This is a genomic window from Megasphaera sp. SW808 (genome assembly GCF_012027795.1).
GTDB lineage: Bacteria > Bacillota > Negativicutes > Veillonellales > Megasphaeraceae > Megasphaera > Megasphaera stantonii.
The window spans coordinates 1-15933 of sequence record NZ_SJOT01000015.1; the positions used below are offsets into that span (position 1 = coordinate 1).

A 15933-nucleotide genomic window follows, 5' to 3' on the forward strand; every position below is an offset into this window, starting at 1 on the left:
CACGACCTCCCATCTACCCAGGGCAAGCCCTGGGATAAGCAGAGAGCCAGTTTTGAAGGAGCGGCAGCGACGCGCAAAACTGTGCGAATCGCTTATGTCGGACCGCTGACGTGAACGGGATATATGACAGCAACATATGCATGCGTGCCGGTCCGACTGATAGGTGAGACGACCGCCAGCAGGAGACGTATACAATGTGTATGCGTTCTTTTTTTATATGTGTGACTTCCTACCCTTTCAGGTTCCTGGGATAAGCATAAGCAGGGAACACCGTTTGAAGGAGCGGAGCGACGCGCAAACGGTAGTGAGCCGCGTACTTCGAATCGGGACACATGAGATAGAATGCTGATAGGTTTATGCCGCAAAGCCTGCCGATTCGAAGCCCTGATGGAGATACACTCGACAGATAGACAGCGACGCGCAAACGAGTGTGAGTCACTTATGTCGGACCGCTGACGTAAACGGGATATGTGACAGCAACATATGCATGCGTGCCGGTCCGACTGATAGGTAAGACGACCGTCAGCAGGAGACGTATATGGTATGAGTTTAAAGAAGAGGTAATGAAAAAATGCAGACCAATCCATTTAAAAGATTTTTTATTTTCACATACTGTCTGACGGCAATATTCTTTTCCGCAGGCACCGGTCATACTGCTGCAGAAACGACGGTGGAAATTAATTGGCAGGAGTATTTCAACGGCGTAAACGGCACGGCTATTTTCTATTATCCCGAGGCCGACGCCTATGCCGTATACCAAAAGGAGCTCAGCGAAAAACGCTCGTCGCCCTGTTCGACTTTTAAAATTTTTTCTACCTACGTCGGGGTAGATACGGGCGTAATCCAGATGAATGATTCCGTACGGAAATGGAATGGGACGGCGTACTGGTATGAGCCGTGGAATCGCGATATTGGATTGCCCGACGCCTTTCGGCAATCCTGCGTCTGGTATTACCGGCAGGTCATAGATGACATTGGGCAGCCTGTGATGCAGGCCTATATCGACGAGATGAACTATGGCAACAGGGATATTTCCGACTGGCAGGGCGATTTAAACGAGGGAGAGCCGTTAACTGGCTTAAAAGGCTTTTGGCTGGAGTCGTCCTTAAAGATCTCCCCGAAGGAACAAATTGAAGTGCTGCGGCGCATCATGGAAGATCCGGCGAAGGGCGAGATTGCCGATACGTTAAAACTGCTGATGCTGACGCGAGACGACGCGGCGACGAGTTTGAAGGTGTACGGCAAGACCGGTTTCGGACGAGTCGATGGAAAGAATGCGGACGCCTGGTTTGTCGGGCTATATGAAACGAATGGAAAGACGGTGTATTTTGCTGTTCGGTTAGATGATCTGGACAACCCGAAGGCTACGAGTGACAAGGCGAGGGAAATTGCCTTGTCAATTATTTCTGATAGGGGCTTTTACGACCTGGAAAAGAAGATGTAATCTATTTTTTTAGAAATTCATAATATTTATTTTTGTTTTATTTAAGAGCTGCCAATGTTTTATTTAATCCTCTTATCTATATCTATACTGGTGACATGGCCCGATAGATAGGAGGATTTTCTATGGATGCGGAATTTTATGTATTAGAGTGGATACAACGCTATGGACGGACGCCGTTTTTCGACAGTATTATGCCGTGGATTACGGCTTTAGGAAACGGCGGGGCCATATGGATTATTTGCGCTGGCGTTATGATAATCTTTCCAAAGACTCGCCGCGCCGGACTGGCTGTCGCATTGGCTTTGGTGTTGGAAGCGATATGCTGCAATTTGTTGCTAAAACCGATGGTTTCTCGCGTCCGTCCATGTGACGTCAATACGGCAGTGCAGCTCCTTATCGCGCGGCCTGTAGATTTTTCATTTCCATCCGGACATACAGGAGCATCCTTTGCGGCGACGGCAGCATTATTCTTTGCTCGTTCTCTATGGTGGCGTCCGGCCGTCGTAATAGCGTTTCTCATTGGATATTCAAGGTTGTATTTATACGTGCATTATCCTTCCGACGTCTTGGGCGGCCTGATACTCGGCATCGCGATAGGGTGGCTTGCAAGTTCAGCGTTGCAGCACTTTATGGAGAGGCGGAAGGAAAATTTGTTTTTATAAATGTTGATGAGCTGGCGATAGTCCGTATGGGGGTATCGTCAGCATTTTTTTGTATCAATAAGCTAAACTGAAAACTTGTCCATATGCCGAAAATGCGGAGAAGAAAATGCGGACTGCCAGATGGAAAAGTAAATTGACAGGTATGGTAAAACGTGACATAATTAATTAGATATGCCCATGCAGTATGGGGCTTATGCAGTTTATTTTTTTGCGCGGAGGGTTACGAATGGCAGATAATCGCATTATAACGGCTTTAGACGTACATTCTTTAGACGACATGAAGAAGCTTGTCGAATCGTTGGGTGACAGCGTTTCCTTCTATAAAGTCGGCATGGAATTATTTTACAGCGCCGGCCCGGACGCTGTTCGCTATTTAAAGGACCAGGGAAAGCACGTGTTCCTCGATTTGAAGGTGCACGACATTCCGAATACGGTTGGCCAGAGCATTCGTGCCTTGACCCGGCTGGGAGCTGATCTCATGACCCTTCACGGCACAGGCGGCAGGGCGATGATGGAAGCCGCTGCAGAAGCCGTCCGCAACGAAGCGGAAAAGCTGGGCATCGAACGGCCCCGCTTGCTGGCTGTCACGGTGCTGACCAGCATCGACGAAGCGTGCTGGGAAGAAATAGGCGGGAAATATGAGATTGCCGAAACGGTTCTCCGCCTGGCTAAGCTGGCGAAGGAAGCCGGCATCGATGGCACCGTTTCGTCGCCGTACGAAGCGAAGGCTATCCGTGAAATGAACGGTTCCGATTTCCTCATCGTTACGCCGGGTATTCGCCCGTCCTTTGCCGTCGCTAACGACCAGAAGCGGTTTACGATGCCGCGGCAGGCGCTGCAGGACGGCGCATCCCACTTAGTAATCGGACGGCCCATTACGAAGGCTGACGAACCGCGGGATGCCGTTCGCAAAATATTAGAAGAAATCCAGGGGGTATAGCATCATGATGACAGAAGCAGAAGTAAGACAGTTATTAGTAGACACGAAAGCCGTATTGGAAGGCCATTTCTTATTGACGTCGGGCCTTCACAGCCCGCTGTACGTTGAAAAATTCAACGTCCTCCAGCATCCGGAATATACGGAAAAGCTCTGCAAGGAATTGGCAGAACGGTTTAAGGACAAAAATGTCCAGACTGTCATGGGGCCGATGACCGGCGGTATCTTGCTGGCTCATGAAGTAGGCAAGGCCTTAGGCACGCGGGCCATCTTTACAGAACGGGAAAAAGGCGTCATGACGCTGCGCCGCGGCTTCCGCATCGAACCGGGCGAACGCGTCCTCATCGTAGAAGACATCGTCACGACGGGCGGCTCCGTACAGGAAGTCGTCAACGTCGTTAAAAAAGCCGGCGGCGTCATCGTCGGCGTCGGCCTCCTCGTAGACCGCAGCGGCGGCAAGGCCGAATTCGGCGTGCCGAAGGAAGACGTACAGGCCCTGCTTCATTTGACTGTTCCTACGTATCAGCCCGACGATTGCCCGTTGTGCAAGGAAGGCCTTCCCATGACGGAACGGGGCAGCCATCATTTGAAATAAGAAGCAGGAGATGTAAGAATGGATATCTTTTCAGTAATTCTACCGTTTTTGATGTACGGCTTGATGTCCGCCGTATTTGCCCGTTTTACAGGCATCAACATGAGCATGTACCTGCTCATGATCTTCCTGTACATGGGGGCGAAGCCCGGCGAGACCATCGTCGCCATGCTGTTGTTTAATACCTTTACCTACTTTACGGTGTATTCGCAGCAGCACGTCATGACGATGAAGACCTTCATCATCTTTCCGGGGGTCAAGTTTATTATCCCGCTGGTGATTACCCTGGGGTTGGCGCTGCTCAGCCCGTTTTTGGGCATCGTCTTCTTTGTCGTCGTCTTCCTGCTGGAAATCTTCGCTAAGATTTATACCAGCATGAATAAGAAGATTCGTCCGACGAAGCAGCAGCTCGTGCAGATGAGCGCTGTCGCCAGCGTATGCGTCCTTGTCGGCGTTTTCGTCATTCAGTTTATTCCCGAGCAGTACTACTACCTCGTCGCCGGCGTGGCGATTTTGCTGCTGACGGTATTGATGTGGATTGCCGGCGACCGCCGCAGGCTGGAATCGCAGTGGGACGGTATTTTGTACGCTTCGACCTTTATTACCGGCCTGGTCGGCATCGATGCGACGGACTGGCTCATGAGCATGCGCCGCGCCAACCAGTCGATGCTGGCGCGCTGCTATCCCATCGTCATCAACGCGGCGTCCATCGTCGGATTGATCCTGGCTTACGGCATGTATCGGTATTTCTCCGTAGGCGCGTTGTTCGCGACGATCGGTGCGTCCATCGGCATCCGCTTTTTCGGCGTGCCGGAATACAGCGAACGGGGCGTTTTCTCGCGCGTGACCATCGCCCTGGCTATCGTGGCGGCGCTGATCTTTTTGATTTCCCAGCCCCAGCCGACGGGTATCTTAGCCGTCCCCGTTTCGAACGAAAGCGGCGGGCTGCTTCATTTCTAATCACACACATGTGGATGAAACACAGCAATTTCTTCATGAAGTTGCTGTGTTTTCTTTTTGCGCCGACTGGCTAAGGCGCAGTCTCTGTGATACAATTACAGGCAAGAAGAAAGGAGCGGTACTATGGCTAAGCGCAGCATGATGCGCGGATATCTTTGTTCCGGTGGCGGAGCTATCATCTGGGGTATGTCGGGGACGGCCGGCCAGTATTTGCTGAGCCGTTACGGCGTCGATCCCTTTTGGCTGACCAGCATCCGCATGGTTTGCGCCGGACTGGTACTAACCCTGCTGGCCGGCAGGGAATACAAGACGATGCTGAATATCTTGAAGAATAAAAAGGACTGCATCTCGATGCTGGGATACAGTCTGATGGGGCTCCTGCTCAGTCAGGTGTCGTTTCTCAAGTGCATTCAATACTCGAATGCCGGCACAGCGGGGATCTTGCAGACTCTGAGCGTCGTCATGATGGCGGTCATCGTCTGCCTGCGGACGCGGCGTCTTCCCGACTTCCGCGAAGGCCTGTCCATCGTCCTGGCCCTCGTTGGCGTCGTTCTCATTGCGACGCACGGCGACTTATCCCGGATGGCCCTGTCGCCGGAGGGGCTGCAGTGGGGGCTGGCAGCAGCTGTGGCGACGGTATGCTATTCCTTTTTGGCGCAGAATCTGGTCTGGAAATGGGGCAGCGTGCCGGTCAACGCGCTGAGCCTTCTCGTCGGCGGAACGCTGTTTTCGCTGTTTATCCAGCCTTGGAATACGCCGTCCGTATTAGATACGGCCGGATATATCATCTTTGCCGCCGTCATTTTAATCGGCACGGACTTGACCTTTATCTTATTCCTGCGGGGCGTCGGGGATATCGGCCCGATTAAGGCTACGCTCATCGGTACGCTGGAGCCTGTTTCGGCGTCCGTCGTTTCCGCCCTGGTGCTGGGGACTGTATTTTATATTCCCGAATTAATCGGGTTCGTCTGCGTTCTCATGACGGTGTTCTTAGTCATGGCCCGGCAGCATGTCGGGGGATAGCAGGAAATCTCAAGGAGGGATATGCTATGAGACTACATTATATAGCTGGCTTGGCGTTCTGCCTGCTCTGCGCGGCCCCGGCCGGCGCGGCGGATACGGCGGCAGAATCGATGCAGCCAGCCCTTACGGTGCAAACGTCCGGCCAGATCTTGCCGGAGTATACGATTCTTATCGGCCGGAACAGCGCCCAGACGCCTCTTACGGCTCCGGTGTATGAGAAAAACGGCGTTCTCATGGTGCCCCTTCGTCCCGTAGCGGAGCAGCTGGGCTATACTGTTGCCTGGGATGAAGAAAAACAGTGCGCCTTTATCGAGGCGAATACGGTCTACATGCACCTCTATCCCGGCGTCGATATGTACGAGCGCATCGGCTCGCTGAAGACGGTGAACCTGAATCACATTTACCAATACGGTATCGGGCCGGAAAACGTCGAGGGCATGCTGTATGTGCCGGCCAAGCTGTTCGAAGCCTTTTTTAACGACGTGTTTATCGAGGAAGGCAGCCTGGTCATCGCGCCGCAGGAAGTATACCTGCACGGGGCGCCCTGAGGCGGGCCGGAAGAGGCCGACCCTAAATTGGCCTTATAGGTAGATAAAAAAATCTTGACTTTATAGGAATGGGTAGATACAATAATAAGAGAGAATAGACTGTCGGTCCAGAGAGGCCGGGTTATTCATCACCATATTTATGACTGTACCTTTAATATAGTCCAGAGAGGCTAAAAAGGGACATATGTTTGCCATGCATGCGATATGGATATGACCTTTGCCTTTCGGCAAAGGTCTTTTTTTATAAGGAGGATTCCAATGGCTAGTATCCAAGGAAAAAGCCTGTTAGGGCTGCAAGGAGTACCAAAAGAAGAAATTGAATTGATACTGCGAGTAGCAAAGAAGATGAAGGCCGTCGTCAACAGCGGCGATAAGAAGCTGTCGCTGCTCAAGGGCAAGTCTGTCGTCAATATGTTCTGGGAACCGAGCACGCGTACGCGCGGTTCTTTTGAAATGGCGGCAAAATACTTAGGCGCCGACGTCATCAACTTTACGCCCCGCGGCAGCTCTATTCAGAAGGGCGAAAGCTTCCGCGACACGCTGCTTACCGTTACGGCTATGGGCGTAGACGCCATCGTCATGCGGCAGAAGCAGGAAGGCTCTCCCTGGTTTGCCCGCCGATGCGTCGACCCGATCATCATCAACGCCGGCGACGGCGCGCACGAACACCCGACGCAGGGCCTTCTCGACTTGTTTACTATTCAGGAAGCGAAGGGCCGTATAGAAGGACTGAAAGTCGTCATCGTCGGCGATATTGACCACGGCCGCGTAGCCCGCTCCAATATTTACGGCTTGCAGACCATGGGCGCTGACGTGCACCTCGTCGGCCCCCGCACGCTGCTCCAGCCGGAGCTGGAATCCATGGGCGTCACCGTTCACTACAACCTGGAGGAAGCTATTCAGGATGCCGACGTCATCAATGTTCTCCGCATTCAGAAGGAACGGCAGGGCATCGGGTTCTTCCCCAGCGCCGGCGAATACAATTCCCTTTTCGGCATCAACCAGAAGCGACTGGCCCTGGCTAAGGACGACGTCCTTGTCATGCATCCCGGCCCGATGAACCGCGGCATAGAAATCGACACGGACACGTGCTACAGCGACCATTCGGCCATTCAGGAACAGGTTAAAAACGGCGTGTCCGTCCGGATGGCAGTTCTGTATTTGACAATCATAGGAGGCGATGACGTTGACATTACTCGTTAAAGGCGGCAGGGTAGTCAACCCGGCTGTACAGCAAGATGAAATATGCGATATCCTCATTGAAGACGGCAAAATCAAAGCCGTAGGAACGAATCTTCCGGCAGAAGGAGCCGAAGTATACGACGCGTCGGGCTTGGTCGTAGCGCCGGGCTTTATCGACATGCACGTCCATCTCCGCCAGCCCGGCCAGTCGGCGAAGGAAACCATCGCTACGGGCACGAGGGCCGCGGCGGCCGGCGGCATTACCCGTGTCGCTACGATGCCCAACACCAGCCCGGTCATCGACAAGGCCATTATCGTAGAAGGCCTGAAATATAAAGCGGAAAAAGAAGGCGTCGTCAAGGTCGAAGTCATCGGCGCGATTTCCAAGAACCTGGAAGGCCAGGAGCTGTCCGGCATGGGCGGCATGGTCAAGGCCGGCGTCGTTGCTTTCTCTGACGACGGCCGCTTCGTCGAAAACTCCGACTTCATGCGCAAGGCGATGGAATACGCCAGCATGTTCGATAAGGTAATCATCGACCACTGCGAAGAAACGGAACTCGTCGCCGGCGGCAATATGCACGAAGGCGTCGTGTCCAATCAGCTGGGCATTAAGGGCCGTCCGGCCGTCGCCGAAGACATCGCCGTAGCCCGCGACATCCTGTTGGCCGAAGCGACGGGCACGCCCGTTCACATCGCCCATATCAGCACGAAAAACGCCGTCGACATGGTACGGCAGGCCAAGAAAAAAGGCCTCCACGTCACGGCGGAAGCGACGCCTCAGCATATGATCCTGACGGACGAAGCGATTCGCTCCTTTGAAACACGCTTTAAGGTCAACCCGCCCCTGCGCTCGGACGACCACCGCGCTGCCGTCGTAGAAGGCTTGAAAGACGGCACTATCGACGCCATCGTCACGGACCACGCGCCTCACGAATGGGAAGAAAAGGATCAGGAATTCAACCTGGCTCCCAGCGGCTTTGTGGGCCTCGAAACGAGCGTCGGCGCCGTACTGACCTACTTGTATCATACGGGCGAAGTCGACCTCATGACGATCGTCAACGCCATGTCTACGGCTCAGGCCAAGATCCTGCGCCTCGACGCCGGCGTCATCGCTCCGGGTAAAGACGCGGACCTGACGATTCTCGACCTCGACAAAGAATGGACCGTAGACGCATCGGCATTCTACTCCAAAGGCAAAGCGTCGCCCTTTGATGAAATGATATTTAAAGGCAAGGCCGTAGCGACAGTCGTCGACGGCGCCTTTGTAATGAAAGATGGGGAGGTCTTACGATGAAAGGAATTCTCATATTAGAGAATGGACAGAAATTTTACGGCCAGATGCTGATGAGCGAACCGGCTGTCGGCGAAGTCGTATTTAATACGGGTATGACGGGCTATCAGGAAACCTTTACGGACCCGTCCTATGCCAGCCAGATCATTACGATGACCTACCCGCTGATCGGCAACTACGGCTTGTTCCACGAAATCGAACAGGCCGACCGCCCCTACGCAGCAGGCTTCGTCGTCGGCGAGCTCTGCGATGCGCCGAGTAACTGGCAGAACGAAGGCGAGCTGGCGACGTTCATCCGGACGCACCACATTCCCTGCCTGTACGGCGTCGACACCCGCGCCGTGACGCGGGCGATCCGCAGCCACGGCGTCATGAAGGGGGTCATCGTTCCCGAAACGATGAGCGAAAGCGCCGTCAAGGAACTGTTTGACACGCCCTTGGAAACGCAGCTCGTCCGCCGCGTCACGACGCGGGACATCAAGCACATGGGCAGCGGCAAATTCCACGTCGCCGTCATGGACTACGGCGCGAAGACCAACATCCTCCGCGATTTGGTCCGCAACGGCTGCCGCCTGACGATTTTCCCGGCGGAAACGAAGGCCGAAGACGTACTGGCCATCAATCCCGACGGCATTTTCCTCAGCAACGGCCCCGGCGACCCGAAGGATGTTCCTTACATCGTAGAAGAAGTCAAGAAATTAATCGGCAAGAAGCCTATCTTCGGCATTTGCCTCGGCCTGCAGATGCTGGGCCTGGCGCTGGGCGGCAAGAGCCGCAAGCTGACCTTCGGCCATCGCGGCGCCAACCATCCGGTCAAGGATATCCGCACGAACCGCGTATACATTACGTCGCAGAACCACGGCTACGTCATCGACGAAGCGTCCCTGCCGGACAACGTCGTCATTACGCACCGCAACCTGCACGACAATACGCTGGAAGGCTTCGAAGTGCCGGAACAACATATCATGTGCGTGCAGTACCATCCGGAAGCATCGCCGGGACCGACTGATAACTTGTATTTATTTGAACAATTTATCAAGATGATGGAGGAAAATTAACATGATAGAAGGATTGAAGAAAGTTCTCGTGATCGGATCCGGCCCTATCATTATCGGCCAGGCCGCAGAATTTGACTATGCCGGCACGCAGGCTTGCCGGGCTTTGAAGGAAGAAGGCCTGGAAGTCGTCCTCATCAACAGCAACCCGGCGACGATCATGACGGACGAAGATATTGCCGACCGCGTATATATCGAACCGATTTCCCTTGATTACGTGACGGAAGTCATTGAAAAAGAACGTCCCGACGGACTGTTGGCGACCCTGGGCGGCCAGGTCGGCCTGAACATGGCCGTCGAACTGGCGAACGCCGGCGTGCTGGAAAAATACAACGTAACATTGCTGGGCACCCACCTTTCGGCCATTAAGGAAGCGGAAGACCGCGAGCTCTTTAAGGAAGCCATGAAGGACATCAACCAGCCCGTGCCGGAAAGCGACATCTTTGAAGACGTCCAGTCGGCCATCGATTTCGCCGATAAAATCGGCTACCCGATCATCGTCCGTCCGGCCTTTACTCTCGGCGGCACGGGCGGCGGCATCGCCCATGACGAAGACGAGCTGTTCATGATCGCGACCCGCGGCATCAAGCTCAGCCCGATCAACCAGATCCTCGTCGAACGGTCCGTTGCCGGCTGGAAAGAAATCGAATACGAAGTCATGCGCGATAAAGCGGACAACTGCATCATCGTCTGCAACATGGAAAACATCGACCCCGTCGGCGTTCATACGGGCGACTCCATCGTCGTCGCGCCGAGCCAGACACTGAACGACTTGCAGTACCAGATGCTGCGCACGGCGTCTCTGGCCATCATCCGCCGCCTGAAAATCGAAGGGGGCTGCAACGTACAGTACGCCCTCGACCCGAACAGCAACCAGTACTACGTCATCGAAGTAAACCCCCGCGTCAGCCGTTCATCGGCCCTGGCCTCCAAGGCGACGGGCTATCCCATCGCCAAGGTTGCGGCGAAAGTCGCTACGGGCCTGACGCTGGATCAGATTACCAACGCCGTCACGGGCAAGACGACGGCCTGCTTCGAACCGACCCTCGACTACTGCGTCGTCAAGTTCCCCCGCTGGCCCTTCGAAAAATTTGCCTTGGCCGACAAGACCCTGGGAACGCAGATGAAGGCTACCGGCGAAGTCATGGCCTTAGACCGCTGCTTTGAAGGGGCTCTCCTCAAGGCTGTCCGTTCCCTGGAAATCGGCGTGAACTACCTGACGCTGAAAAAGCTGGAAAGCAAATCCCTCATCGAAATCGCCGAGCTCCTGCAGAAGCAGGACGACGAACGGCTCTTCGTCGTCACCCAGGCTCTGCGCCTCGGCCTCAGCGAAGAAAAGATTCACTATATTACGGGCTACGACATGTGGTTCCTCAGCAAGCTGAAGAACATCGTCGACCTGGAAGAAGCCTTGAAGAAACAGGGCCTTACGGAAGACAACGTCCGGCTGGCTAAACGGTACAGCATGCCCGATGCCGTCGTCGCCGGCTTTGCCGGCAAGGCGGAAGACGAAGTACGGGCCTTCCGTCAGGAAAAGGGCATTACGCCGACCTTCAAGATGGTAGACACCTGCGCCGCCGAATTTGAAGCGGCTACGCCGTACTACTATTCCTGCTATGCCGCCGAAGACGAAGTTAAGCCTCTGGGCGACAAGAGCGTCGTCGTTCTCGGCTCCGGCCCGATCCGCATCGGCCAGGGCATCGAATTCGACTATTGCTCCGTCCACTCTGCCTGGGCGCTGCGCAAGGCCGGCATGAACAGCATCATCGTCAACAACAACCCAGAAACGGTAAGTACGGACTTCGATACGTCCGACAGCCTGTACTTTGAACCGCTGACCGTAGAAGACGTCATGGCCGTCATCGACAAGGAAAAGCCCGTCGGCGTCATCTGCCAGTTCGGCGGCCAGACGGCTATCAACCTGGCGGCCCCTCTGGCAAAACGGGGCGTCAAGGTCCTCGGCACGTCCGTCGAAGGCATGGACCGGGCCGAAGACCGCGAACGGTTTGACGAAGTCTTGGCGAAGCTGAACATTCCCCGTCCTGACGGCCGCATCGCCACCAGCGACAGCGAAGCCATGAGGGTTTCGCAGGAATTGGAATTCCCCCTCATCGTCCGTCCGTCTTACGTTCTCGGCGGCCGGGCCATGGAAATCGTATATAATGAAAAAGAACTGGAACGGTACCTGCGCGAAGCCGTTATCGCCTCGCCGGACCATCCGATCCTTATCGACGAATACATGACGGGCCGCGAAGTCGAAGTCGACGCCGTTGCCGACGGCACGGACGTCTTCATCCCCGGCATTATGGAACAGGTCGAACGGGCCGGCGTCCATTCGGGCGACTCCATCGCCGTCTATCCGCCGCAGCACCTTGACCAGGAAATGATCGACCAGATCGTCGACTACACGACGCGCATCTCCCTGGAACTGCAGGTCAAAGGCGCCGTCAACATCCAGTTCGTCGTATCGAAGGGCAAGCTGTACATCATCGAAGTAAATCCCCGTTCGAGCCGTACGGTTCCCTTCCTGAGCAAGGTAACGCATTTCCCTATCGTCGAAGTCGCGACGCGCATCGCCTTGGGCGAAACGCTGAAAGACATGGGCTACGGCAGCGGCCTCCTGCCGGCTAAGGGCCACGTCGCCGCTAAAGCGCCTGTATTCTCCTTCAGCAAGATCGGCCTGGCGGAAATCGCCCTCGGGCCGGAAATGAAATCGACTGGCGAAGTCATGGGTATCGGCAAGACCTATTCCGAAGCCCTGTACAAAGCCGTCAACGGCGCGAAGATGCGCATCCCTGCCGGCGGTACGATTCTCGTCACCGTCGCCGACCGCGATAAGGAAGAAGCCCTGCAGCTGGCTCACGGCTTCAAGGAACTGGGCTATCACATCATCGCTACGGAAGGCACGGGCCAGTACTTCAACGACCACGGCATGCCCGTCGACGTCGTCCGCAAGATTCATGAAAGCGGGCAGAACATTGCGACGCTCATCCGCAACGGCAAGATCGACTTGGTCGTCAATACGCTGACCTTCGGCAAGCATCCCGAACGGGACGGCTTCAACCTGCGCCGCATGGCCGTTGAATTGGCCGTTCCCTGCCTGACGTCTCTCGACACGGCCCGCGAAGTACTGCGCGTTTTCGCCAATAAAGGCAAAAACGACGGCTATCATCACGTCGCCGCCTTGCAGGATTACGACATGGATCGTTAAAAAATATGCGTTAGGACGTACTACATATGCAGACTGCAGGAACTTGGAAACAGGTTCCTGCGGTCTTTTTTGTCTTTTTACAGAAATTATCGAAGAAATTCGAAAAAATATAACAAACAGCGTGTATTTCCTGTGAGAATAGAGGCAAAGGGGTTATTTTTATGTAAAAAATCCTGCATAAATCTTGACAAACTATTAAAATGCAATTATAATGAATAAAAATTCATCAAAACGCCGCCGCGGCAAGAAAAAGGTAAAGACGCGGGGCAATAAGGTATAGAGGTGCATGAAAGGTGAAGACAAAGGTATTTATACATGGTCATGAAGGTACGACGGGGCTTAGAATTCACGAACGGCTGAAGAGCCGCGAGGATATCGAGCTGGTTCCCATCGCCGACGAGCTGCGGAAGGAGCCCGAAGCGATTGCGGAATGCATGAAGAAGGCCGATTTGGCGTTCTTGTGCCTTCCCGACGGGGCGGCGAAAGAAGCCGTCGCTATCGCGGCCGACTGCCAGGTCCGCCTCATCGACACGTCGACGGCGCACCGTACGGCCGATGGCTGGACCTACGGCTTCCCTGAATTGTCACCGGCTCAGTATCAGGCCATCGCAGAAAGCGACCGCGTCGCCAACCCGGGCTGCCACGCCAGCGGCGTCATCGCCGTCGTCCAGCCGCTGGTACAGGCCGGCATCCTGCCGGAAGAGTATCCCATAAGCGCCGTGTCCCTGACGGGTTACAGCGGCGGCGGCAAGAAGATGATCGCCCAGTATGAGGGAGCGGATAAAGGCGAGGAGTTGTTCTCGCCCCGCCAATACGGCCTGACGCAGCAGCACAAGCACTTGAAGGAAATCGTCGCAGTCTGCGGCCTGGCTCAGGAGCCGATTTTCTCTCCCATCGTCGACGATTACTACAGCGGCATGGAAGTCATGGTTCCCTTGTTTACTCATTTGCTGAAGGGAACACCGTCGGCGCAGGACGTCTGGCAGGCCTTGGCGGCTCATTACGAAGGAAGCCCCATCGTCCGCGTCCTTCCCTTCGGCGAAGACAAGAGCGGCTTCGTCGCGGCCAACGCCATGAGCGGATACGATGATATGGAAATTCTCGTGACGGGCAATGACCAGCGCGTCGTCGTGACGGCCTTGTTCGATAACTTGGGAAAAGGCGCTTCCGGCGCGGCGATTCAGAATATGAACATCATGTTGGGCCTCGACCCGACGACAGGATTACAGATAACGAAGTAAAGACGCAGCCATAGAAAGGTGGAGTTAGTATGAAACAGGTATATGATGACAGCTGCTTACCGCAAGGATTCAGCGCGGCCGGTACGTACAGCGGCCTTTGCGACAGCCGCGTGCGATTGGATTTGGCTATGATCGTAAGCCGTACAAACTGCTCCATCGTCGTCTCCAGCGCTCAGGGCGTATGGCAGAGCGCGGGAAAGGCCCTGCTGCTGCACAACGGGGCGGCCCTTCCCGAAGGCCTGCGGGGACAGGAAATCCAGCAGGAAGTATGCAGCGCGGCGTCGCAGTACTTGGCGATAGGCGCCCAGGACGTGGCCTTCGTCGCCAGCGGCGTAAAAGGCCAGCATTTCCGCCCGTCCCGCCTCATCGACAGCCTGGAAACCTTAGGCGCGTCGCTTTCGCCGTCTCACGGCGCTCAGGTCGGCGCGGTCATCGACAACTTAGGCGATATGACGGACAGCGCCGTGTCGCTGGGAAGCGGCTCCGTTCATATGAACGGCATGGCCGCCGACGGCACCGAGGCGAAGCCGGGACTGTGCATCCTCACGACGGATGCCGCAGCGACGCCGCAGCAGCTGCGGGACGCCCTGGCAGCCTGTACGGGCGCGATCAATACGGAAGGGTATACGATTATTGCCCTGGCCAACGGCATGGCGTCCGAGCCGGTCGGAGGCGCGTCGCTGGCCCAGGCCATGAAGCGCACTATGCTGCAGCTGGGATTCCAGCCGGCCTTACAGGCCTGCAGCTGAGCAGCAGAATCTGAAAGGACTGCGTGGTACAATGAAATTGCGGGAACGCAGTTTCTTGTACCACGTTACATTTTTGTACTGGGGGAAAGGTAAATGACAGAGTATAAAGACATAGCAATGCACGATATCCAATCGGTAACGAACGCCCAGAAGGCGCAGATTTTGATGAACGCCCTGCCGTATATTAAAAAATACAGCGGCAAAATCGTCGTCGTCAAATACGGCGGCAACGCGATGGTCAACGAAAGCCTGAAACGGGCTGTAATGGGCGACATCGTCCTGCTCAACCTCATCGGCATCAAGGTCGTCCTGGTGCATGGCGGCGGCCCGCACATCAAGGAAGTATTGGACCGCGTCGGCATCGAATCGAAGTTCATCGACGGCCTGCGGGTTACCGACGCCGAAACGATGAAAATCGTCCAGATGGTACTGGCCGGCCAGGTCAATAAGGATTTAGTCAGCCTCATCGGCTCGATGGGCGGCAACGCCATCGGCCTGTGCGGCCTCGACGACCGGATGATCCGCGTCCGCAAGCAGAGCGACGACCTGGGCTTCGTCGGCAAGATTACGTCGCTGGACGTTGAAATCATTCAGGATAATCTGGATAAGGGCTACATTCCCGTCATCGCCACGATCGGTACGGATAAAAATGGGCAGGCCTACAACATCAACGCCGATACGGCGGCGGCTGAAATTGCCGGCGCCCTTAACGCCGAATGCATGGTGTCCATGACGAACATCGACGGCGTCCTGCGCGATAAGGACGACCCGTCGTCGCTGATTACGGACCTCACCCTGGCCCAGGCGGACCAGCTGAAAAAAGAAGGCGTCATCGCCGGCGGCATGATTCCCAAGGTGCAGTGCTGCATCGACGCCATTCAGGCCGGCGTCAAGAAGGTCTTTATCGTCAACGGCATGGTTCCCCACGCTATCCTGATCGAGCTGCTGACAGAAGAAGGCCTGGGCACGATGTTTGTCAACAAGTATTCCGAAGGCCGCTGAACGGCTATTGCATGAAAAAAAAGGAGATGTGCGAAT

Annotated in this window: 14 protein-coding genes; all 14 read left to right on the top strand. The window is 55.3% G+C overall.

What is annotated here, in order from left to right; genetic code table 11:
- Positions 1–670: 670 nt before the first annotated feature.
- The 14 genes from E0L13_RS06895 to argB all read left to right on the top strand — a co-directional run bounded on the left by E0L13_RS06895 (position 671) and on the right by argB (position 15897).
- Entirely contained in the window at positions 671–1444 is a 774-nt protein-coding gene (locus E0L13_RS06895; protein WP_168061276.1) for a class D beta-lactamase, read from the top strand.
- Positions 1445–1566: 122 nt separating this feature from the next.
- Positions 1567–2106 (top strand): phosphatase PAP2 family protein, encoded by a 540-nt coding sequence (locus tag E0L13_RS06900; protein WP_168061278.1) that lies wholly within the window; start codon positions 1567–1569, stop codon positions 2104–2106.
- Positions 2107–2332: 226 nt separating this feature from the next.
- Positions 2333–3046, top strand: a complete 714-nt coding sequence (pyrF, locus tag E0L13_RS06905) for an orotidine-5'-phosphate decarboxylase (RefSeq protein WP_168061280.1) — start codon at positions 2333–2335, stop codon at positions 3044–3046.
- Positions 3047–3050: 4 nt separating this feature from the next.
- A complete protein-coding gene (gene pyrE, locus E0L13_RS06910; RefSeq protein ID WP_168061282.1) occupies positions 3051–3638 on the top strand; it encodes an orotate phosphoribosyltransferase in 588 nt (195 codons plus the stop codon).
- An 18-nt stretch (positions 3639–3656) separates the two neighbouring features.
- Positions 3657–4595: a hypothetical protein gene (locus tag E0L13_RS06915; RefSeq protein ID WP_087477641.1), complete on the top strand. Its 939-nt coding sequence runs from the start codon at positions 3657–3659 to the stop codon at positions 4593–4595.
- A 123-nt stretch (positions 4596–4718) separates the two neighbouring features.
- Positions 4719–5618, top strand: a complete 900-nt coding sequence (locus tag E0L13_RS06920; RefSeq protein WP_168061284.1) for an EamA family transporter — start codon at positions 4719–4721, stop codon at positions 5616–5618.
- A gap of 26 nt (positions 5619–5644) precedes the next feature.
- On the top strand, positions 5645–6166 hold the full coding sequence (locus E0L13_RS06925; protein ID WP_168061286.1) for a copper amine oxidase N-terminal domain-containing protein: 522 nt from the start codon (positions 5645–5647) through the stop codon (positions 6164–6166).
- Between the two features lie 258 nt (positions 6167–6424).
- Positions 6425–7369, top strand: a complete 945-nt coding sequence (locus E0L13_RS06930) for an aspartate carbamoyltransferase catalytic subunit (protein WP_107196198.1) — start codon at positions 6425–6427, stop codon at positions 7367–7369.
- Positions 7353–8642 carry a dihydroorotase gene (locus tag E0L13_RS06935; protein WP_095629736.1) on the top strand — a complete coding sequence of 430 codons (1290 nt, stop codon included), beginning with the start codon at positions 7353–7355 and terminating at the stop codon, positions 8640–8642. Before E0L13_RS06930 ends, E0L13_RS06935 begins: the two co-directional genes overlap by 17 nt.
- A complete protein-coding gene (gene carA, locus E0L13_RS06940; protein ID WP_168061288.1) occupies positions 8639–9697 on the top strand; it encodes a glutamine-hydrolyzing carbamoyl-phosphate synthase small subunit in 1059 nt (352 codons plus the stop codon). The genes E0L13_RS06935 and carA overlap by 4 nt, the downstream gene beginning before the upstream one ends.
- 1 nt (position 9698) lies before the next feature.
- Positions 9699–12905 (top strand): carbamoyl-phosphate synthase large subunit, encoded by a 3207-nt coding sequence (gene carB / locus E0L13_RS06945; RefSeq protein WP_168061291.1) that lies wholly within the window; start codon positions 9699–9701, stop codon positions 12903–12905.
- 293 nt (positions 12906–13198) lie between these two features.
- Positions 13199–14146: an N-acetyl-gamma-glutamyl-phosphate reductase gene (gene argC, locus E0L13_RS06950; protein WP_168061293.1), complete on the top strand. Its 948-nt coding sequence runs from the start codon at positions 13199–13201 to the stop codon at positions 14144–14146.
- A 29-nt stretch (positions 14147–14175) separates the two neighbouring features.
- Positions 14176–14895, top strand: coding sequence for an arginine biosynthesis protein ArgJ (locus E0L13_RS06955; RefSeq protein WP_107196203.1), 720 nt, complete (start codon positions 14176–14178; stop codon positions 14893–14895).
- A gap of 126 nt (positions 14896–15021) precedes the next feature.
- Positions 15022–15897 (top strand): acetylglutamate kinase, encoded by an 876-nt coding sequence (argB, locus tag E0L13_RS06960; protein ID WP_087477652.1) that lies wholly within the window; start codon positions 15022–15024, stop codon positions 15895–15897.
- Positions 15898–15933 lie beyond the last annotated feature (36 nt).